We start from the raw sequence: 18635 nt of genomic DNA, 5'->3' as shown, positions 1-18635 counted from the left end.
AGTTAAGTAAAGAGCAATAAAAAACGGGGCCGAAGCCCCGTTTGTTTGCAATGCGGTTGCAGCGCTTACTCGAGCTCGCCCACCTGCAGCTGCAGGTAGTTCTGCAGGCCGACGCGGTCGATCAGGTCGATCTGCGTCTCGAGGAAGTCGATGTGCTCCTCGGTGTCGTCCAGGATCTCTTGCAGCAGGTCGCGCGAGACATAGTCGCGCACCGATTCGCAATGCGCGATGCCGTCCTTGATGGTCGCTTGCGCGCCGGTTTCGGCGCCGAGGTCGCAGCGCAGCAGCTCGGGCACGTCTTCGCCGATGTTCAGCTTGCCCAGGTCCTGCAGGTTGGGCAGGCCGTCGAGCATGAAGATGCGGTCCATGAGCTTGTCGGCGTGCTTCATCTCGCCGATGGATTCTTCGTATTCCTTCTTCGCCAGCTTGTCCAGGCCCCAGTGCTTGAGCATGCGGTAGTGGAGGAAGTACTGGTTGATCGCGGTCAGCTCGTTCTTGAGCTGCGCCTGCAGGTGTTCGATGACTTTGGGGTCGCCCTTCATGATTATTTTCCTTGTTCTGAAAGCGGTGATTGTCGGAGGGGCGAACACGCGCTTGCAAGCAAACCCATGCTGCGCCGGTCTGCATGCGTGTGATGGTGATACACGTTCGTATTGACCTGGCGCAAGGCGATGCGCGGCGCGATGGCAAACATAGCGGGTTCCAATACTTTCAATAGTTGATATCTATCAAAAACAATATATTGGTAGTTATACTCATGGCTCGCACTTATTTTTCCAACCGCAGCATCCAAGGAATCACATGTCCCTGATCAACACCGCAGTCCAACCCTTCAAGACCCAGGCTTACCTCAACGGCAAGTTCATCGATGTGTCCGACGAGACGCTCAAGGGCAAGTGGTCTGTGCTGATCTTCATGCCGGCGGCCTTCACCTTCAACTGCCCGACCGAAGTCGAAGACGCGGCCGACCACTACCCCGAGTTCCAGAAGCTGGGTGCCGAGGTCTACATCGTGACCACCGACACGCACTTCTCGCACAAGGTCTGGCACGACACGTCGCCGGCTGTCGGCAAGGCCAAGTTCCCCCTGGTGGGCGACCCGACCCACACGCTGACCAACGCGTTCGGCGTGCACATCCCCGAAGAAGGCCTGGCACTGCGCGGCACCTTCGTGATCAACCCCGACGGCATCATCAAGACCGCCGAAGTGCACTCCAACGAAATCGCCCGCGACGTCAAGGAAACCCTGCGCAAGCTCAAGGCAGCGGTCTACACCGCCGAGCACCCGAACGAAGTCTGCCCGGCCAAGTGGAATGACGGCGACAAGACCATCGCTCCGTCGTTCGACCTCGTCGGCAAGATCTAAGCGCCCCGCGCAAAGCCCGGGCGCTCATGAGGCCCCGGGCTTTTTTGTCCCCAGTTGATAGTTTCCAGTTATCGAAAGAGAGTCCGCCATGCTTGACGCCAGCACCAAAGCCCAATTGAAGAGTTACCTCGAACGCGCCACGCAGCCGATCGAGATCGTTGCCTCGCTCGACGACAGCAAGGCTTCGGGCGAAATGCTGTCGCTGCTGAAGGACGTGGCCGAAGTCTCGCCGCTGGTCACGCTGACCGAAAGCCGCGACGACAACCACCGCAAGCCCTCGTTCTCGGTCAACCGCCCGAGCGAAAACCACGGCCCGCGCTTTGCCGGCCTGCCGATGGGCCATGAATTCACGTCGCTGATCCTTGCGCTGCTGCAGATCGGCGGCTACCCCCCGAAGGTCGAACAGGCCGTGCTCGACCAGATCAAGGCGCTCGACGGCGATTTCGAGTTCGAGATCTACGTCTCGCTCACCTGCCACAACTGCCCCGACGTGGTCCAGGCGCTGAACCTGATGGCGATCCAGAACCCGCGCATCCGCACCACGATGATCGAGGGCGGCACCTTCCAGGACGAAGTGAAGGAACGCCAGATCATGGCTGTGCCGACTGTGTTCCTGAACGGCACCGAGTTCGGCCAGGGCCGCATGAGCCTGGAAGAAATCCTCGCCAAGATCGACACCAGCGGCGTCGAGCGCGAAGCCGCCAAGATCGCCGCCAAGGACGCCTTCGACGTGCTGATCGTCGGCGGTGGGCCCGCCGGTGCCGCGGCCGCCGTGTATGCCGCGCGCAAGGGCATCCGCACGGGCGTTGCCTCGGAGCGCTTCGGCGGCCAGGTGCTCGACACGCTGGGCATCGAGAACTTCATCTCGATCAAGGAAACCGAAGGACCGAAGTTCGCCCACGCCCTCGAAGAGCATGTGCGCGACTACGACGTCGACATCATGAACCTGCAGCGCGCCAAGGCACTGGTGCCGGGCAAGGACCTGATCGAGGTGCAGCTCGAAAGCGGCGCCTCGCTCAAGAGCAAGACGGTCATCATCTCGACCGGTGCCCGCTGGCGCAACATCAACGTGCCGGGCGAGCACGAGTTCAAGAACAAGGGCGTGGCCTACTGCCCGCATTGCGACGGCCCGCTGTTCAAGGGCAAGCGCGTGGCGGTGATCGGCGGCGGCAACTCGGGTGTCGAGGCGGCCATTGACCTGGCTGGCATCGTCGGCCACGTCACGCTGATCGAGTTCGACACGCAATTGCGCGCCGACGCCGTGCTGCAGCGCAAGCTCAAGAGCCTGAAGAACGTCGACATCTTCACCAACGCGCAAACCACCGAGATCACCGGCGACCAGAAGGTCAACGGGCTGGTCTACAAGGACCGCGCATCGGGCGAGCTGAAGAAGGTCGAGCTCGAAGGCGTGTTCATCCAGATCGGCCTCGTGCCCAACACCGACTGGCTCAAGGGCACGGTGGAGCTGACGAAGCACGGCGAGATCGTCGTCGATGCGCGCGGCCAGACCTCGGTGCCCGGCGTGTTCGCGGCGGGTGACGTCACCACGGTGCCGTTCAAGCAGATCATCATCGCGGCCGGCGACGGCGCGAAGGCGGCACTCGGTGCGTTCGATCACCTGATCCGCACGACGGCCCCTGCGTGAGTAAGTCTTAAGTGCCTGAAGTTGTGAAGATGAGAATTATTCTCATACAATAAAAACACGGGCACACCGCTGCCCCTCATTGCCAGCCAGGTCACTCGCGCAGCCTCTGCGCCCCAAGGTCCAGCAAGCAGTTCATCAACTGTTTCCTGGACCTTTTTCGTGGCCGCTCATTTCTCTCGACCGTCTTCCCCTCGACCCGCGCTGCTGCCCTGGCTGATCGCCTGCGCCTTCGGCATGGCCGCCGCGCCCGCGTGGTCCCAGCAACTCGCGGCGCTCGGCGAAGTGGTGGTGAGCGGATCGCGCTCGGAGCAGGCCAGGGACGACCTGCCGCTGAGCATCGAGGTCATCAACCGCCAGGACATCGAGAGCAAGCAGATCCACGACATCCGCGATGCCGTGCGCGACCTGCCCAACGTGTCGGTCAAGCGCTCACCCGCGCGCTTCGGGTTGGCGCAGGGCAACACCGGCCGCGACAGCAATGCGGGCTTCAACATCCGCGGCCTGGACGGCAACCGCGTGCTGCTGCTGACCGACGGCATCCGCACGCCGCGCAGCTATGTGTTCAGCGCCAATGCGTTCGGCCGCGACTACTTCGACATCAGCCTCGTCGAGCGCATCGAGATCATCAAGGGCCCGGCCTCGGCGCTCTACGGCTCGGACGGCCTGGCCGGGTTGGTCAACTTCATCACCCGCGAGCCCTCGTCCTTCCTGCGCGAGGGCAAGACCTTCGGCGGCAGCGCGAACATCGGCTACAGCGGCGAAGACAACGGTGTGCGCGGCGGCGTCACGCTCGCGGGCAAGGCGAACGACGTGCTCGAGTGGCTCGTGTCCGCCAACCTGGGACACGCCAGCGAACTCGAGAACCGGGGCTCGCTCAACGTGCCCAACCTCGACCGCACCACGCCCAACCCGCAGCGCGACCAGACCCGCTCGCTGCTGGCCAAGGCCATCCTCACGCCCAACGCCGACCAGCGCCACGCCTTCACCTTCGAACACGTCGAGAAGAGCAGCCGCTACAACCTGCTGTCGGGCGTGGCCAAGCCGCCGTATGCGTCCACCTCGGTGATCGGCCTCAATGCCAAGACCGACCTCGACCGCGACCGCCTGACCTACGAAGGCCGGCTGCGCCTGAACAGCGTGGTGGCCGACAACCTGCTCGCCGTCGTGAGCTACCAGAAGGCCGGCTCGCGCGAGTACATCTACGAAGACCGTTTCACCGCGGCCGACCGCACGCGCGACGTCACCTACGACGAGAACACTTGGCAGTTCGGCCTGCAGGCCGACAAGACGATCCGCATGGGCAGCTGGGCCCAGAAGATCACCTACGGCCTGGACTACACGCGCACCAACGTCGAGAACCTGCAGACTGGCCTCGTGCCGCCGGCCGGCGAGAGCTACCCGCTCAAGCGCTTTCCCGACACGCGCGAAACCTCGAGCGCCTTCTACGTGCAGGACGAGTTCATCCACGACCGCTGGAGCATCACGCCCGGCATCCGCTTCGACCGCTTCTCGCTCGACGCGAAGCAGGCCGGCTTCAACGCGCAGGCCGTGTCGCTGTCGGGCTCGGCCGTGTCGCCCAAGCTGGGCGTGCTGTTCCGCGCCACGCCGCAGTTCAGCGTGTACGGCAACTACGCCTCGGGCTTCAAGGCGCCCAACGCGTTCCAGGTGAACAACTTCTTCGAGAACGTGATCTCGGGCTACAAGACGATCCCGAACCCGAACCTCAAGCCCGAGAAGAGCCAGAACATCGAGCTGGGCGTGCGCGGGCGCACCGGCCTCCTGAGCTTCGACGTGGCCGCCTTCACCGGCGACTACAAGGACCTCATCGAGAACGACAAGCTCGTGGGCGGGCGCGGCATTCCGCGCATCGACCCGCTGATCTACCAGACCGTCAACGTCGGGCGCGCGCGCATCAGCGGCTTCGAGATCAAGGGCGAGCTCGACTTCACCGAGAACGGCAACGGCTTCTCCGTGCCCTTCGCCTACGGCCGCACGCAGGGCCGCGACCGCACCAACAACAGGCCGCTCAACTCGATTGACCCGCAGAAGTTCAGCGCCGGACTCAAGTACCAGGCGCCGGCCTGGAGCGTGCGCCTCGATGCGGTCCATCATGGCGCCAAGGAGTGGGAAGACGTCGATCGCAGCGAAGTGACCACGGGCCTGCAGTTCCGCACGCCGGCGGCCACCACGCTGGACATCAGCGCGCAGTGGCGCATCCGCAAGGACCTGCGCCTGAACGCGTCGGTGACCAACCTCACCAACAAGCGCTACTGGATGTGGAGCGATGTGCGCGGCGTGACGACCACCTCGGCCATCCGCGACGCCTACACCCAGCCGGGCCGCAGCTTCAACGTCTCGCTCGTGGCGGACTTCTGAGCCGCACCGCCATCTCTCTCGCAACAAAGGACACCCGATGAATGCCGAAGACATCCGCACCCGCTTCAGTGAACTGCGCGCCAAGGGCATGCGCCACAAGGACGCCGCCGCGGCCATGGGCCTGAGCGAAGGCGCCGCCATCGCAGCGCACACGGGCGCGCACGACAAGGCGCTGCGCGCCACGCGGCTGAAGGGCCCGTGGGTCGAGTTGCTGCAGGCATTGGAGCTGTGCGGCCCCGTGCTGGCGCTCACGCGCAACGAGACCACGGTGCACGAGAAGACCGGCGTCTACGAGAAGGTGTCCGGCAGCGACGCGATGGGGCTCGCACTGGGCGAGGTCATCGACCTGCGCCTGTTCTTCAGCCGCTGGCATGCGGGCTTCGCGGTCAGCGAGGCCGCGGCCAATGCCGGCGTGCCGCCGACGCTGAGCCTGCAGTTCTTCAACCCGCAGGGCGTGGCGGTGCACAAGATCTTCGTGCGCGACGCGACCGACCGCGATGCGTTCCAGTCGGTCATCGACAGCTACACCGCCACACCCGACGAACCGGTGCAGTTCGTGCCCGTCGAGAAGAAGGCGGCGCCGCGCGACGACGCTGCCATCGATGCGGTCGCACTGGCTGAGGCCTGGCGCGGCATGCAGGACACGCACGAGTTCTTCGGCCTGCTCAACAAGTTCGACGTCGAGCGCCAGCAGAGCTTTCGCCTCACCGAGGGCGAGTTCACGCAGCGGGCCGAGACCGGCGCGGTGCGCGAGCTGCTGCTCGAGGCTTCGTTCGACGGCACGCCGATCATGGTGTTCGTCGGCAGCCCCGGCTGCATCCAGATCCACTCGGGCCCGGTCGTGCGCATCGAGCCGATGGAGATGCACGGCATGCAGTGGCTCAACGTGCTCGACCCCGGCTTCAACCTGCACCTGCGCGAAGATCGCATCGCGAGCGTGTGGATCGTCCAGAAGCCGACCAGCGACGGCATCGTGACCTCGGTAGAGGCCTTCGACGGCGAGGGCGAGCTGATGGCGATGTTCTTCGGTGCGCGCAAGCCGGGCGTGCCCGAGCGCGCGGAGTGGCGCCAGATCGTGGCCAAGCTCTCGCGCCTGGCCACCTCGGAAGCGCCAGCGCGATGAGTGCTGACACCTTTCCGGGCGTGGTCGAGATCAAGGCCTTCGTGCCGGCGAAGGACTTCGCGCTCTCCATTGCCTTCTACCAGGACCTGGGCTTCACGCTGGCCTCGAACGAGGACGGCATCGCGTACTTCTTCAGCGGCCAGAGCAGCTTCCTGCTGCAGGACTTCTACGTCCAGACCCACGCAGAGAATTTCATGATGCACCTGCTCGTCGACGACGCGCTGGCGTGGTGGGCGCGCGTGCAGGCGCAGCGGCTGACCGAACGCTATGCCGTGCAGACCACGCCGCCCGCCGAACGTCCGTGGGGCATGGTCGATTTCACGTTGACCGACCCGAGCGGCGTGCTCTGGCGCATCGCACACAACATTCCCCGGCGCGGCTGACGCGCGTCTTTCTCTTTCGCTGTCCGTGACCCCATGACTGAACCACGCGATTCCTCTTTCCTTTCTTCTTCCGTGCCGCGTCGTCGTGATGCGCTGCGCCTGCTTTCTGCCGCAGCACTCGGTGCGGGCGCATGGCCCGCGTTCGCACAGGACAGCAAGCGCCTGCCGCGGCTGGTCACGGTCAGCGGTGCGATCACCGAGGTGGTCTATGCGCTCGGCGCCGAAGGCCAGCTGGTCGGCACCGACACGACCAGCCTGTTCCCCGCTGCCGCGCGCGCCACGCCCAAGGTGGGCTACATGCGCCAGCTGTCGGCCGAAGGGCTGCTGTCCCTGAAGCCCGACGCGATCATCGCGACCAACGAGTCGGGCCCGACCGTCGTGCTCGACCAGATCCGCACGGCCGGCGTGAAGGTCGAGATCATCGAGGCCGACCACAGCTGGGGCGAAGTGCAGCGCAAGGTGCAGGCCGTGGGCCGCGCCGCGGCCAAGGAAGCACAGGCGCGCGAACTGCAGGCCCGTCTCGATGCCGAGTGGGCGCAGGTGCTGCAGCGCATCGGCGGCGCGAAGGGGCGCAAGCCGAAGGTGCTGTTCGTGCTCTCGCACAGCGCGAGCCCGCAGGTGTCCGGCGAGAAGACCGCGGCGCATGCGGTGATCGGCTTCGCGGGCGGCGTGAATGCGCTGGGCGGCTTCCACGGCTACCGGCCGATGACGGCCGAGGCCATGGCCAGCGCAGCGCCCGACATCATCCTCACGAGCACGCAGAGCATCGAGGCGCACGGCGGCGTCGACAAGTTCTGGGAGCGGCCCGAACTGGCGCTGACGCCGGCCTACAAGAAGCGCGCGCTCATCACGCAGGACGCCTTGCTGCTGCTGGGCTTCGGCCCGCGCCTGCCGGCCGCCATCGGCGAGCTGCACGACAAGTTCCAGGCCGCGCTGGCATGAGCCAGCGCTTGGGGGCGCGTGCCGTGCTGGGAGGCAGCGCGGTGCTGCTCGTTGCGGCCTTCGCGGTGGGCGCCGTGTCGGGTGCCTACGCCATCAGTCTTTCGCAACTGTGGAACGTGCTGACCTCGCTGGGGCAGGGCGCAAGCAGCCAGTCGCCCGAGCACCTCGTGTTCCTCAACATCCGCTTGCCGCGCCTGGTTCTCGGCGTGGCGGCGGGTGCGGGGCTCGGCATGGCGGGCACGCTGATGCAGGGGCTGTTCCGCAATCCGCTGGCCGACCCGGGGCTGATCGGCATCAGCAGCGGCGCGGCGCTGGCGGCCGGCGTCACCATCGTGCTGGGGGCCTCGTTCTGGCCGATGCTGCCGCGCACGCTCGGCAGCTGGACGCTGGTGCTCATGGCCTTCGGCGGCGGCTTCGTCGTGACCTTGCTGATCTACGGCCTCTCGCGCAGCGAGGGCGGCACGCGCATGGCGCTTATGCTGCTGGCGGGCATCGCGATCAATGCGCTGGCCGGCGCCGGCCTCGGCCTGCTGAGCGTGATGGCGACCGACGAACAACTGCGCAGCCTGCAGTTCTGGCTGCTGGGCAGCCTGGGCGGCGCGCGCTGGAGCGCGGTCATCCTGGTGGGGGTGGCGGTGTTGCTCTCGTGCGGGGCCGCGGCGTCGCTCGCTTCGCCCCTGAACGCCATCGCGCTCGGCGAGGCGCAGGCGGCGCTGCTCGGCGTGGACGTGGAGCGCACCAAGCGGCGCGCCGTGGTCATCACGGCGGTGGCGGTGGGTGCGGTGACGGCCACGACCGGGATCATCGGTTTCATCGGCCTGATCGCGCCGCACTGGGTGCGCATGGTGGCCGGGCCCGATCACCGCATCGTGCTGCCGGCCTCGGCGCTGCTGGGCGCGGCGCTGGTGCTCGCGGCCGACACGGTGGCGCGCACGGTGATGGCGCCGGCCGAACTGCCGCTGGGCGTGCTCACGGCTTTCATCGGCGTGCCGATGTTCCTGTTGATGCTGCGGCATTTCAGGGGGCGCATATGACGACGGCGACGGGACACGGGGCGCTGGCGTGCGTCGGCGTCGAGGTGCGCATCGGCGCCAAGACCTTGTTGGCCAACGCGTCGGTCGAACTGGCGCCGGGCCGCGTGACCGCGATCCTCGGGCCGAACGGCGCGGGCAAGTCGACGCTGCTGTCGGTGCTGGCCGGCCAGCGCGAGCCGACGCAGGGCAGGGCGATGCTCGACGGCCGGCCGCTGGCGGATCACGGCATGCCCGTGCTGGCATTGCGCCGGGCCCTGATGCCGCAGGAAAGCGCGGTCGCCTTCGACTTCACGGCGCAGGACATCGTCGCGCTCGGCCGCTACCCGCACCGCCGCGCGCCGACTGGCGACGAGGACGCGATCATGGCCGAGGCGATGGCGCTGACCGACGTCACGGCGCTGGCGCCACGCATCCTCAACACGCTGTCGGGCGGAGAGAAGGCGCGGGTCCACCTGGCGCGGGCGCTGGCCCAGCTCTGGCATCCGCGCCCCGAGGGCGCGAGCCGCTGGCTGCTGCTCGACGAGCCGACCGCCGCGCTCGACCTCGCGCACCAGCATTCGGCGATGCGCCTGCTGCGCGCCTGGGCGGCGCGGGGTGTGGGCGTGGTGGCCGTGCTGCACGACCTGAACCTGGCGCGGCGCTATGCCGACGAGGTGGTGGTGCTGGGCGCACCCGGCGGCCTGCGTCAGGGGGCGACCGTCGACGTGCTGCAGCCCGCGCTGATCGAGGCCGTCTGGCGCATGCCCTGCCAGCCGGTGACCGGCGCGGACGGCGTCACGCAGTATCTGTTCGGATAGCCCGTCGGGCGGGTGGTGCTTGCTACTGAAAAGCTAGCAAATCAGTAGACCAACCGCTCCGGCCGCAGCTCCTGCAGGATCGTCGTCGCGATTTCCTCGATCGACTTGGTGGTCGTCGAGAGCCAGCGGATGCCGGCGCGCCGCATCATGGCCTCGGCTTCGCTGATTTCGTGGCGGCAGTTCTCCAGGCTGGCATAGCGCGAGTTGGGCCGGCGTTCGTTGCGGATCTCGCTCAGCCGCTCGGGCTGGATCGTCAGGCCGAAGATCTTCTTGCGGTGCGGGCTCAGCGCCGGCGGGAGCTGGCGGCGGTCGAAGTCTTCGGGAATCAGCGGGTAATTGGCCGCCTTCAGGCCGTGCTGCATCGCCAGGTAGAGCGAGGTGGGTGTCTTGCCGCTGCGGCTCACGCCGACCAGGATCACGTCGGCGCCTTCCAGGTCGCGGTGGCTCTGGCCGTCGTCGTGCTGCAGGCTGAAGTCGATGGCCGCGATGCGGTCGTTGTAGGCCTTGCTCTTGCTGACGTCGCTGAAGCGGCCGATGCGGTGGTTCGACTTCATGGCCAGCTCGATTTCGAGCGGCCGGACGAAGGTGCCGAACATGTCCAGCAGCATGCCCTTGCAGCCGGTTTCGATCACGCCCAGCACGTCCATGTTGGCCAGCGTGGTGAAGACGATGGGCCGAACGCCCTCGACCTCGGCCGTGTGGTTGATCTGCCGCACCGCCTGGTGCGCCTTGTCGACCGTGTCGGTGAACGGCAGCCGCACGTGGCGCGGCTTCATCTCGAACTGGGCCAGAACGGCGTTGCCGAAGGTTTCGGCGGTGATGCCGGTGCCGTCGGAGACGAAGAAAACAGTGCGTGTATGCATGGTGTTGCTTTTGCGGCGGAGTCCTGCGGCGCGCGCGACCTGCCACGCCTACAATCCGGGCCATTATCGGGAATCCGCTTTCCCCACCCCCTCGAATTCTTTCCATGCACACCGCGACCGCACCCAAAGCAACGACAACGATCGTGCTGCGCCGTCTGCATGCAGCGCCGGTTTCAACTTCTGGAGCTTCCCCATGTCTGCACTTTTCGAGGCGACCGCACTGGTCGTGCCATTTGAAAACCTGAGGATGACCGACGTCGAGTCGGTTGGCGGCAAGAACGCCAGCCTCGGCGAAATGATCTCGCAGCTGCCGCAGGGCGTGCGCGTGCCGACCGGTTTTGCGACCACGGCCCACGCGTTCCGCCAGTTCCTGGCGCATGACGGCCTGGCCGACAAGATCAGCAAGCGCCTGGCTGCGCTGGACACCGAAGACGTGCGCGCCCTGGCCGCCGCCGGTGCCGAAATCCGCGCCATGGTCGAGGCTCAGCCGTTCCCGGCCGACCTGCAGAAAGCCATCGGCGAGGCCTTCGCCACGCTGAGCGCCGGCAATCCCGCCGCCTCGTTCGCCGTGCGTTCCTCGGCCACCGCCGAAGACCTGCCCGACGCCTCGTTCGCCGGCCAGCAGGAAACCTTCCTGAACGTGGTCGGTATCGACGACGTGCTGCACAAGATGAAGGAGGTGTTCGCCTCCCTCTACAACGACCGCGCCATCAGCTACCGCGTGCACAAGGGCTTCGAGCACGACGTGGTCGCGCTCTCGGCGGGCGTGCAGCGCATGGTGCGCTCCGACCTCGGCGCCGCCGGCGTGATGTTCACCATCGACACCGAGTCGGGCTTCGATCAGGTCGTGTTCATCACCTCGAGCTACGGCTTGGGCGAGACGGTGGTGCAGGGCTCGGTGAATCCCGACGAGTTCTACGTGCACAAGCCGACCCTCAAGGCCGGCAAGAAGGCCGTCATCCGCCGCAACCTCGGCTCCAAGCTGATCCAGATGGAGTTCGCCACGCCCGAAGAGAAGAAGGCGAGCGGCAAGCTGGTGAAGACCACCGACGTCAAGGCCGAGCAGCGCAACCGCTACTCGCTGAGCGACGCCGACGTCGAGCAACTGGCCCGTTACGCGCTGGTGATCGAAGAACACTACGGCCGCCCGATGGACATCGAGTGGGGCAAGGATGGCACCGACGGCCACCTCTACATCCTGCAGGCGCGTCCCGAAACGGTGAAGAGCCAGCAGCAGGGCAAGGCCGAGCAGCGCTACAAGCTGCTGGGCAAGGGCGCCGTGCTGGCCGAAGGCCGTGCCATCGGCCAGAAGATCGGCACCGGCGCCGTGCGCATCGTGCACAACATCAGCGAAATGGACCAGGTGCAGGCCGGCGACGTGCTCGTCACCGACATGACCGACCCCAACTGGGAACCGGTGATGAAGCGCGCTGCCGCCATCGTCACCAACCGCGGCGGGCGCACCTGCCACGCGGCCATCATTGCGCGCGAACTCGGCATTCCGGCCGTGGTCGGCTGCGGCGACGCGACCGACCTGCTCAAGGACGGCACGCTCGTCACCGTGAGCTGCGCCGAGGGCGACACCGGCTTCATCTACGACGGCCTGCTCGAGACCGAAGTGACCGAAGTGCAGCGCGGCGTGATGCCCGAGATCGACCTGAAGATCATGATGAACGTGGGCAACCCCCAGCTCGCCTTCGACTTCGCGCAGTTGCCGAACCACGGCGTGGGCCTGGCGCGCCTGGAGTTCATCATCAACAACAACATCGGCGTGCATCCGAAGGCGATCCTCGACTACCCGAACGTCGACAACGACCTGAAGAAGGCCGTCGAATCGGTGGCCCGCGGCCATGCCTCGCCGCGCGCGTTCTACGTCGACAAGGTGACCGAGGGCGTCGCGACCATCGCTGCCGCGTTCTGGCCCAAGCCCGTCATCGTGCGCCTCTCGGACTTCAAGTCGAACGAGTACCGCAAGTTGATCGGCGGCAGCCGCTACGAGCCCGAAGAAGAAAACCCGATGCTGGGCTTCCGCGGTGCCGCGCGCTACCTGAGCGCCGACTTCGGCGAGGCCTTCGCCATGGAATGCGAGGCGCTCAAGCGCGTGCGCAACGACATGGGCCTGACCAACGTGCAGATCATGGTGCCCTTCGTGCGCACCCTGGGCCAGGCCGAGCGCGTGACCACGCTGCTGGGCGAGCATGGCCTGAAGCGCGGCGAGAACGCGCTCAAGCTGATCATGATGTGCGAGGTGCCGAGCAATGCGGTGCTGCCGGAAGAGTTCCTGAAGTTCTTCGACGGCTTCTCGATCGGTTCGAACGACCTGACCCAGCTCACGCTGGGCCTGGACCGCGACTCCGGCCTGGAGCTGCTGGCGGCCGACTTCGACGAGCGCGACCCGGCCATCAAGGCGCTGCTGAGCCGCGTCATCAAGGCCTGCAAGGACCAGGGCAAGTACGTCGGCATCTGCGGCCAGGGCCCCAGCGACCACCCGGACTTCGCGCTGTGGCTGGCGGAGCAGGGCATCGAATCGATCTCGCTGAACCCCGACAGCGTGATCGACACCTGGCAGCAGCTGGCCCAGCGAGGCTGAGTCCCCGCGCGGCGGGCATGCCCCAAGGCATGCGCCGCCGCGTGATGCAACGCGGCGAATGGCGGAAATCCCCATGGGGGATTCCCCCGTGCCCGCTCGTGCAAATGAAACAAAGTGCGTTTCCGGTGTCAGACTCGTGACATTCGCAGGCGGCGCATCCCGGCTGCCTGCCTGAGGCGACGCCGGCCCATCAGGGCCCGTGTCAGCACTTCGCCGGAGACCCCCATGATTCTTGTCAAGACGGAAGCCGGACAGCAGGTCCTCAAGGACCGCTCGGTGCCGTTGACGCCGCGCCAGCGCTCGGCGTTCATCCAGTTCGACGGCAAACGCTCGATCGACGACGTGCTGGGCTCGGGCCTGGGCATCGGGCGCGAGGAGGTCGATCAGATGGTCGCGCTGGGCCTGCTGGCGCCCCTGGACGGCCAGCCGCCGGCTGTTTCTTCCGGCCGCAGCCGGCAACAGCGCTACAAGGATGCGTACCCGATCGCCACCCAGCTGACCGGCAGCCTGGGCCTGATGGGCTTCCGGCTCAACCTCCAGGTCGAAGGCACGACCAGCTACGAAGACCTCCTGGCGCTGGCGCCCAAGATCCGCGCCGCCGTCGGCGCGGAGAAGGCCGCCGCCCTCGACAAGGCCCTGAACGACTGAGGCGCCTTGCCGGATCGCGCAAGACAGGGCTATAATCGCCGGCTTTGCCTTGCCATACCGCGCCCGACGCTGCGGATGGCTTTTCCTCTTCTACGGAAGAATCCACAAGGAGTGCCATGCGTCACTACGAAATCATCTTGCTCATCCACCCGGATCAGAGCGAACAAGTTCCGGCCATGCTGGAGCGTTACAAGGGCCTGATCACGGCCGGCGGCGGCAAGGTCCACCGCGTTGAAGACTGGGGCCGCCGTCAGCTGGCTTACCAGATCAACAAGCTCAACAAGGCCCACTACCTGTGCGTCAACATCGAAGCTGAACAAGCCGTGATGGGTGAACTGGAACACGCGTTCAAGTTCAACGATGCCGTGCTGCGTCACCTGACCGTTCAGAAGAAGAAGGCCGACACCGGTCCTTCGTCGATGATGAAGACGGTCGAGCGCGAAGAGGCCCGCAAGGCCCAGCAGGCCGAATACGCCGCCAACAACAACTGATGGCGTGACGGCTGCCGCTGCGGCGACCGGGGTCAACCAGCTTCTGCTGACCGCCTCTGTCGCCGAACTCGGAACCCTGCGATACACGCCAGCTGGCCTGCCCGCCCTCGATCTGAAGCTCGACCATGAGTCGACGCTCCAGGAGGCGGGAAAGCCCCGGCAGGTGAAGACGGCCCTCAAGGCTGTTGCGTTCGGCGCCATCGCCGAGCGGCTCGCAGCGCAGTCGATGGGAAGTCTCTGGCGATTCCAGGGGTTTCTCGCGACACCGGGCAACGGCAAGCATCCGGTCCTGCACATCCAGGATTTTCAGCAAGATTAATTTTCGACAAGAGGTCCCCCAATGGCCACGTTCAAGAAATTCAACAAAGACAAGCGCCCGAAGCGCAACACCCAGTCGCTGCTGTTCAAGCGCAAGCGCTTCTGCCGTTTCACCGTCGCTGGCGTCGAAGAAATCGACTACAAGGACATCGACACGCTGCGTGACTTCATCAGCGAAAACGGCAAGATCATCCCCGCACGCCTGACCGGCACGCGCGCGATCTACCAGCGTCAGCTGAACACCGCCATCAAGCGCGCGCGCTTCCTGGCCATGGTGCCGTACAGCGACCAGCACCGCGTCTAAGAAGGAGCACACACCATGCAAATCATTCTTCTGGACAAGGTTCTGAACGTCGGCGGCCTGGGCGACATCGTCAAGGTCAAGGACGGCTACGCACGCAACTTCCTGATCCCGTCGGGTCGCGCCCGTCGCGCCACCGCTGCCAACAAGGCCGAATTCGAAGCCAAGCGCGTCGAACTCGAAAAGGCTGCCGCCGCCAAGCTGGCCGAATCGCAAGCCCAGGGCGAGAAGCTCGCCGGCTCGACCGTCAAGCTGACCCAAAAGGCTGGCGTGGACGGCCGTCTGTTCGGTTCGGTCACCAACGGCGACATCGCCGAAGAGCTGAACAAGCAAGGCTACAAGGTTGCCAAGTCGCAAGTGCGCCTGCCCAACGGTCCGATCAAGATCGTCGGCGACAACACCGTGAGCGTCTCGCTGCACACCGACGTGGTCGTCGAGATCACCGTCACGGTCTACGGCGAAACCGCCTGATTGTCTGCAGCGCCCCGTGCGCTGACGCAAGAAAGCCGCCTTCGGGCGGCTTTTTCTTTTCTGCGCACGAGTTGTCCACCTCGCCGCACCGGAAGTTCACTGTTTATTAACAACCTTGTCCACACACGCCGCGCCCTGCGCGGCTTAGCATGCAGGGTTGCAAGGGAAGTCCATGTCCGCCGTTTTCTCCTATGCCGACAATGATTCGTCGGCCGACCGCCAGATCGCGCAATTGCGCATTCCGCCTCATTCCATCGAGGCCGAGTCCAGCGTGCTGGGGGGCTTGTTGTTGGACAACGGCGCCTGGGACCGCATGGGCGACCTGCTGGTCGACGGCGACTTCTATCGCCACGAACACAAGCTGATCTACGCGGCCATCGGCGGGCTGATCAATGCCAGCAAGCCGGCCGACGTGATCACGGTCTTCGAGCAGTTGCAGAACCTTGGCAAGGCCGACGACATCGGCGGCCTGGTCTACCTGAACTCGCTCGCGCAGTACGTGCCGAGCGCGAGCAACATCCGGCGCTACGCCGAGATCGTGCGCGAGCGCTCCATCCTGCGCAAGCTCGTGTCCGCCGCCGACGAGATCGCGACCAACGCCTTCAATCCGCAGGGCAAGCCGGTCGACAAGATCCTGGACGAAGCCGAGCAGAAGATCTTCAACATCGGCGAAGAAGGCACGCGGATGAAGCAGGGTTTCCAGAGCATGGATTCCCTGGTGGTCGAGCTGCTCGACCGCGTGACCGAGATGGCCGAGAACCCGAACGACATCACGGGCGTGCGCACGGGCTTCAACGACTTCGACAAGATGACCTCGGGCCTGCAGCCGGGGGACATGATCGTGCTGGCCGCGCGTCCGTCGATGGGCAAGACCTCGCTCGCGATCAACATCGCCGAGCACGTGGCGCTCGAAGAGGGGCTGCCGGTGGCGGTGTTCTCGATGGAAATGGGCGCCGCCCAGCTGGCGGTGCGTATCGTGGGTTCCATCGGCCGCATCGACCAGGGCCACCTGCGTACCGGCAAGCTCAGCGACGAAGAGTGGCCGCGCCTGACCGAAGCCATCGAGAAGCTGCGCACGGTGTCGCTGCACATCGATGAGACGCCGGGTCTCTCGTCCAGCGAGTTGCGCGCCAATGCGCGCCGGCTGGCGCGCCAGTACGGGCGCCTGGGCCTGATCGTGGTCGACTACCTGCAGCTCATGTCGACCAGCAGCTCGGGCGACGAGAACCGTGCCACGGCCGTGGGCGAAATCTCGCGCGGCCTGAAGATGCTGGCCAAGGAACTGAAGTGCCCGGTGATCGCGCTGTCGCAGCTCAGCCGCGGCGTGGAAGCCCGTACCGACAAGCGCCCCATGATGAGCGACTTGCGCGAATCCGGCGCCATCGAGCAGGACGCGGACATCATCATGTTCATCTACCGCGACGACTACTACAACAAGGAGTCGAAGGAGCCGGGCGTGGCCGAGGTGATCATCAGCAAGCACCGGAACGGCCCGACCGGCACGGTGAAGCTGGCCTTCCTGAAGCCGATCACCAAGTTCGAAAACCTGGTCGGCTACAGCAACAACGACGAGTACTGACCGGCTCGCACGGCAGGTCGTCAGCTGGCTTCGCTGTCGGGCCCGGGCGTCGAGGCCGGCGGCTTCTGCGCCCACTCCTTGTGCCGCGCCGCCTCGGCCTTCACCTGCCGCAGCAGGTCGGCCAGTGTCTTGCCGGGTTCGTCCTGGAAGCGCGTGTCGAGCACCTCCACGGCCTCCATGCGGTCGACCCGGAAGCCGCGGAAATCGTTGCGCAGCTCGCACCACGTCGAGAGCGTCCAGACCTTGCCCCAATAGAAGCAGCCCAGCGGCCGCACCGTGCGCTCGCTGGCATCGCCCGAGACGTCGCGGTAGTGCAGCTGCAGTTTCTGGTGGGCCTGCACGGCCTCGCGCAGTGTCTGCAGCCGGGTGCGCAGGGCGTCGTCGAGGCCGAGCGCGGGCGCATACAGCGCCAGCGCCTCGGCCGAGACGCGCGCCGCCGGCGGCAGCACCGACAGGATCTTGCCCAGGCCAGTCTCGATGTTGCGCGCCATCGCCGGATCGACCCAGCTCTGGGTCATGCGCGCGGCGGCCACGAGTGCCGACGCTTCGTCTTGCGTGAACATCAAGGGCGGCAGCTCGAAGCCCGCACCCAGCCGGTAGCCGACGCCGGCTTCGCCCTCGATCGGCACGCCCTGGTGCTGCAGGTCGGCCACGTCGCGGTACACCGTGCGCTCGGACACCTCCAGGCGCTGTGCCAGGAAGGCGGCCGTGGTGAGCCGGCGGCCGCGGATGAGCTGCACGAGCTGGAAGAGGCGGTCGGCGCGTCGCATCAACGCGTTCCGACGAGCTTCCGGGCGAAGTCCTCGACAAAGTAGCGCTTGCCGCGCTGGACCACCGTGTGGCCTTCGGCCTCGAGTCGCGACATCTGGGCCTCGATGCCGCCCGGGTACTTGGGATTGAGCTCGCCGCCGATCTTGAGCGTGCGCCAGTAGGGTGTGCCTGGCGTGCGACCGGCGCCGGCCGTCATGGCTTCCTCGGTGGCATGGGCCACCATATGGGCGAAGATGGCCGTGGTCACGGTGCAGCCGATGGTGGCCTGATGGCGTGCCGCGATGTCTTCGCCGATGCCAAGCACGGTCGCGAGCCGGCCTTCGGGCACGCCGCGCATGGCCTCCTCGACTTCGGCGGGCGAGGGCGTGGCGATGGTGCCTTCGCCGTGCCGCGCGCGCATGGCCGGGGGAATGGCCTTCACGTTCGGCAGGTTCGGGTAGCCGGCCAGCCTGTCGCGCCAGCCCTTGCGTGTGCTCATGAGACTCCGATATGGATCGCCACGGCGTCCGGCCCCTCGTAGGCTTCGAAATCGCTGCGGTAGCGGCGCACGATTTCCGGGTGCGCCTCGAAATACTGCCAGATGCGCTGCCAGGTGGCGATCACCATCTGCGGCATCTCGCCGCGGCCGGTGAACACGAGGTAGTCGCCGGCTTCGATGGCGACGCTGTCTGCGCCATCCGAGACCGCGACGCCGGCCGTCACGTCGAAGGCGCCGTGCGCATCCGATTCGTAGGCGGAGTAGATGCTGAAGATGCGCGTATCGCCGGTGCGGTGTGGCGTCGCGTCGTAGGTTTGTTCGCCGAAGAAGCGGTTCCACAGGGCGCCGATGCGCGCGGTGGCGGGGTCGTTCTCTTCGCGGTTGGTGGTGCGTGCCGTGAGGCCGGAGACCCGGAAGGCGTCGTGGTGTTGGCGGATGGGGTCCATGCGTTATTTCTCCG

20 protein-coding genes are annotated in these 18635 nt (G+C 66.2%); 15 read left to right on the top strand and 5 right to left on the bottom strand.

Annotated features, from left to right (window positions below; translation table 11 throughout):
* Positions 1-65 precede the first annotated feature (65 nt).
* On the bottom strand, positions 66-542 hold the full coding sequence (gene bfr, locus AC07Q9_RS00700) for a bacterioferritin (RefSeq protein ID WP_062473038.1): 477 nt from the start codon (positions 540-542) through the stop codon (positions 66-68).
* A 259-nt stretch (positions 543-801) separates the two neighbouring features.
* Here bfr and ahpC point away from each other — a divergent pair, with 259 nt between their 5' ends.
* From ahpC to AC07Q9_RS00660, 8 genes are all read left to right on the top strand, one after another.
* Positions 802-1365, top strand: coding sequence for an alkyl hydroperoxide reductase subunit C (ahpC, locus tag AC07Q9_RS00695; RefSeq protein WP_062473036.1), 564 nt, complete (start codon positions 802-804; stop codon positions 1363-1365).
* A gap of 88 nt (positions 1366-1453) precedes the next feature.
* Positions 1454-3010, top strand: coding sequence for an alkyl hydroperoxide reductase subunit F (gene ahpF, locus AC07Q9_RS00690; RefSeq protein ID WP_062473035.1), 1557 nt, complete (start codon positions 1454-1456; stop codon positions 3008-3010).
* A gap of 159 nt (positions 3011-3169) precedes the next feature.
* A complete protein-coding gene (locus AC07Q9_RS00685) occupies positions 3170-5386 on the top strand; it encodes a TonB-dependent hemoglobin/transferrin/lactoferrin family receptor (RefSeq protein WP_495306894.1) in 2217 nt (738 codons plus the stop codon).
* Positions 5387-5423: 37 nt separating this feature from the next.
* Positions 5424-6509, top strand: a complete 1086-nt coding sequence (locus AC07Q9_RS00680; protein WP_495306893.1) for a hemin-degrading factor — start codon at positions 5424-5426, stop codon at positions 6507-6509.
* Positions 6506-6892: a VOC family protein gene (locus AC07Q9_RS00675; protein ID WP_495306892.1), complete on the top strand. Its 387-nt coding sequence runs from the start codon at positions 6506-6508 to the stop codon at positions 6890-6892. Before AC07Q9_RS00680 ends, AC07Q9_RS00675 begins: the two co-directional genes overlap by 4 nt.
* A gap of 33 nt (positions 6893-6925) precedes the next feature.
* Positions 6926-7834 carry a heme/hemin ABC transporter substrate-binding protein gene (locus AC07Q9_RS00670; protein ID WP_495306891.1) on the top strand — a complete coding sequence of 303 codons (909 nt, stop codon included), beginning with the start codon at positions 6926-6928 and terminating at the stop codon, positions 7832-7834.
* Positions 7831-8868: a FecCD family ABC transporter permease gene (locus tag AC07Q9_RS00665; protein WP_495306890.1), complete on the top strand. Its 1038-nt coding sequence runs from the start codon at positions 7831-7833 to the stop codon at positions 8866-8868. Before AC07Q9_RS00670 ends, AC07Q9_RS00665 begins: the two co-directional genes overlap by 4 nt.
* Positions 8865-9665, top strand: a complete 801-nt coding sequence (locus AC07Q9_RS00660) for a heme ABC transporter ATP-binding protein (RefSeq protein WP_495306889.1) — start codon at positions 8865-8867, stop codon at positions 9663-9665. The genes AC07Q9_RS00665 and AC07Q9_RS00660 overlap by 4 nt, the downstream gene beginning before the upstream one ends.
* Positions 9666-9706: 41 nt before the next feature.
* Here AC07Q9_RS00660 and ppsR read toward each other — a convergent pair whose 3' ends face one another.
* Entirely contained in the window at positions 9707-10528 is an 822-nt protein-coding gene (gene ppsR, locus AC07Q9_RS00655; RefSeq protein WP_062473023.1) for a posphoenolpyruvate synthetase regulatory kinase/phosphorylase PpsR, read from the bottom strand.
* Positions 10529-10721: 193 nt separating this feature from the next.
* On the opposite strand from ppsR, the gene ppsA reads away from it, so the two are divergent.
* The 7 genes from ppsA to dnaB all read left to right on the top strand — a co-directional run bounded on the left by ppsA (position 10722) and on the right by dnaB (position 16926).
* Positions 10722-13118, top strand: coding sequence for a phosphoenolpyruvate synthase (ppsA, locus tag AC07Q9_RS00650; RefSeq protein ID WP_492681022.1), 2397 nt, complete (start codon positions 10722-10724; stop codon positions 13116-13118).
* 225 nt (positions 13119-13343) lie between these two features.
* On the top strand, positions 13344-13766 hold the full coding sequence (locus AC07Q9_RS00645) for a hypothetical protein (protein ID WP_495306888.1): 423 nt from the start codon (positions 13344-13346) through the stop codon (positions 13764-13766).
* A 116-nt stretch (positions 13767-13882) separates the two neighbouring features.
* Positions 13883-14257, top strand: coding sequence for a 30S ribosomal protein S6 (rpsF, locus tag AC07Q9_RS00640; RefSeq protein WP_062473016.1), 375 nt, complete (start codon positions 13883-13885; stop codon positions 14255-14257).
* A gap of 4 nt (positions 14258-14261) precedes the next feature.
* Positions 14262-14576, top strand: coding sequence for a primosomal replication protein N (priB, locus tag AC07Q9_RS00635; RefSeq protein WP_062473014.1), 315 nt, complete (start codon positions 14262-14264; stop codon positions 14574-14576).
* 21 nt (positions 14577-14597) lie between these two features.
* Positions 14598-14879 (top strand): 30S ribosomal protein S18, encoded by a 282-nt coding sequence (gene rpsR / locus AC07Q9_RS00630; RefSeq protein ID WP_007830781.1) that lies wholly within the window; start codon positions 14598-14600, stop codon positions 14877-14879.
* Between the two features lie 15 nt (positions 14880-14894).
* On the top strand, positions 14895-15347 hold the full coding sequence (gene rplI / locus AC07Q9_RS00625) for a 50S ribosomal protein L9 (protein WP_489057418.1): 453 nt from the start codon (positions 14895-14897) through the stop codon (positions 15345-15347).
* A gap of 172 nt (positions 15348-15519) precedes the next feature.
* On the top strand, positions 15520-16926 hold the full coding sequence (dnaB, locus tag AC07Q9_RS00620) for a replicative DNA helicase (RefSeq protein WP_056583115.1): 1407 nt from the start codon (positions 15520-15522) through the stop codon (positions 16924-16926).
* A gap of 20 nt (positions 16927-16946) precedes the next feature.
* On the opposite strand, the gene AC07Q9_RS00615 is transcribed toward dnaB, so the two are convergent.
* From AC07Q9_RS00615 to AC07Q9_RS00605, 3 genes are read right to left on the bottom strand one after another with little or no spacing between them, the layout of a single operon-like run.
* A complete protein-coding gene (locus AC07Q9_RS00615) occupies positions 16947-17696 on the bottom strand; it encodes a helix-turn-helix transcriptional regulator (protein ID WP_487849235.1) in 750 nt (249 codons plus the stop codon).
* A complete protein-coding gene (locus tag AC07Q9_RS00610) occupies positions 17696-18175 on the bottom strand; it encodes an MGMT family protein (RefSeq protein WP_495306887.1) in 480 nt (159 codons plus the stop codon). The genes AC07Q9_RS00615 and AC07Q9_RS00610 overlap by 1 nt, the downstream gene beginning before the upstream one ends.
* A complete protein-coding gene (locus AC07Q9_RS00605) occupies positions 18172-18621 on the bottom strand; it encodes a GyrI-like domain-containing protein (protein WP_489057415.1) in 450 nt (149 codons plus the stop codon). The genes AC07Q9_RS00610 and AC07Q9_RS00605 overlap by 4 nt, the downstream gene beginning before the upstream one ends.
* Positions 18622-18635: the final 14 nt, after the last annotated feature.

The sequence above is a fragment of the Variovorax sp. GW821-FHT09A10 genome (assembly GCF_059418385.1).
This window is presented reverse-complemented; position numbering and strand designations above follow the sequence as displayed.

Coding starts and splice junctions, on each gene's coding strand:
- AC07Q9_RS00660 (WP_495306889.1), top strand. CDS start 8,865: ATGACGACGGCGACGGGACACGGGGCGCTGGCGTGCGTCGGCGTCGAG.
- rpsF (WP_062473016.1), top strand. CDS start 13,883: ATGCGTCACTACGAAATCATCTTGCTCATCCACCCGGATCAGAGCGAA.
- AC07Q9_RS00675 (WP_495306892.1), top strand. CDS start 6,506: ATGAGTGCTGACACCTTTCCGGGCGTGGTCGAGATCAAGGCCTTCGTG.
- bfr (WP_062473038.1), bottom strand. CDS start 542: ATGAAGGGCGACCCCAAAGTCATCGAACACCTGCAGGCGCAGCTCAAG.
- AC07Q9_RS00670 (WP_495306891.1), top strand. CDS start 6,926: ATGACTGAACCACGCGATTCCTCTTTCCTTTCTTCTTCCGTGCCGCGT.
- rplI (WP_489057418.1), top strand. CDS start 14,895: ATGCAAATCATTCTTCTGGACAAGGTTCTGAACGTCGGCGGCCTGGGC.
- ppsA (WP_492681022.1), top strand. CDS start 10,722: ATGTCTGCACTTTTCGAGGCGACCGCACTGGTCGTGCCATTTGAAAAC.
- AC07Q9_RS00605 (WP_489057415.1), bottom strand. CDS start 18,621: ATGGACCCCATCCGCCAACACCACGACGCCTTCCGGGTCTCCGGCCTC.
- AC07Q9_RS00645 (WP_495306888.1), top strand. CDS start 13,344: ATGATTCTTGTCAAGACGGAAGCCGGACAGCAGGTCCTCAAGGACCGC.
- rpsR (WP_007830781.1), top strand. CDS start 14,598: ATGGCCACGTTCAAGAAATTCAACAAAGACAAGCGCCCGAAGCGCAAC.
- AC07Q9_RS00615 (WP_487849235.1), bottom strand. CDS start 17,696: ATGCGACGCGCCGACCGCCTCTTCCAGCTCGTGCAGCTCATCCGCGGC.
- ahpC (WP_062473036.1), top strand. CDS start 802: ATGTCCCTGATCAACACCGCAGTCCAACCCTTCAAGACCCAGGCTTAC.
- AC07Q9_RS00665 (WP_495306890.1), top strand. CDS start 7,831: ATGAGCCAGCGCTTGGGGGCGCGTGCCGTGCTGGGAGGCAGCGCGGTG.
- ppsR (WP_062473023.1), bottom strand. CDS start 10,528: ATGCATACACGCACTGTTTTCTTCGTCTCCGACGGCACCGGCATCACC.
- ahpF (WP_062473035.1), top strand. CDS start 1,454: ATGCTTGACGCCAGCACCAAAGCCCAATTGAAGAGTTACCTCGAACGC.
- dnaB (WP_056583115.1), top strand. CDS start 15,520: ATGTCCGCCGTTTTCTCCTATGCCGACAATGATTCGTCGGCCGACCGC.
- AC07Q9_RS00680 (WP_495306893.1), top strand. CDS start 5,424: ATGAATGCCGAAGACATCCGCACCCGCTTCAGTGAACTGCGCGCCAAG.
- AC07Q9_RS00610 (WP_495306887.1), bottom strand. CDS start 18,175: ATGAGCACACGCAAGGGCTGGCGCGACAGGCTGGCCGGCTACCCGAAC.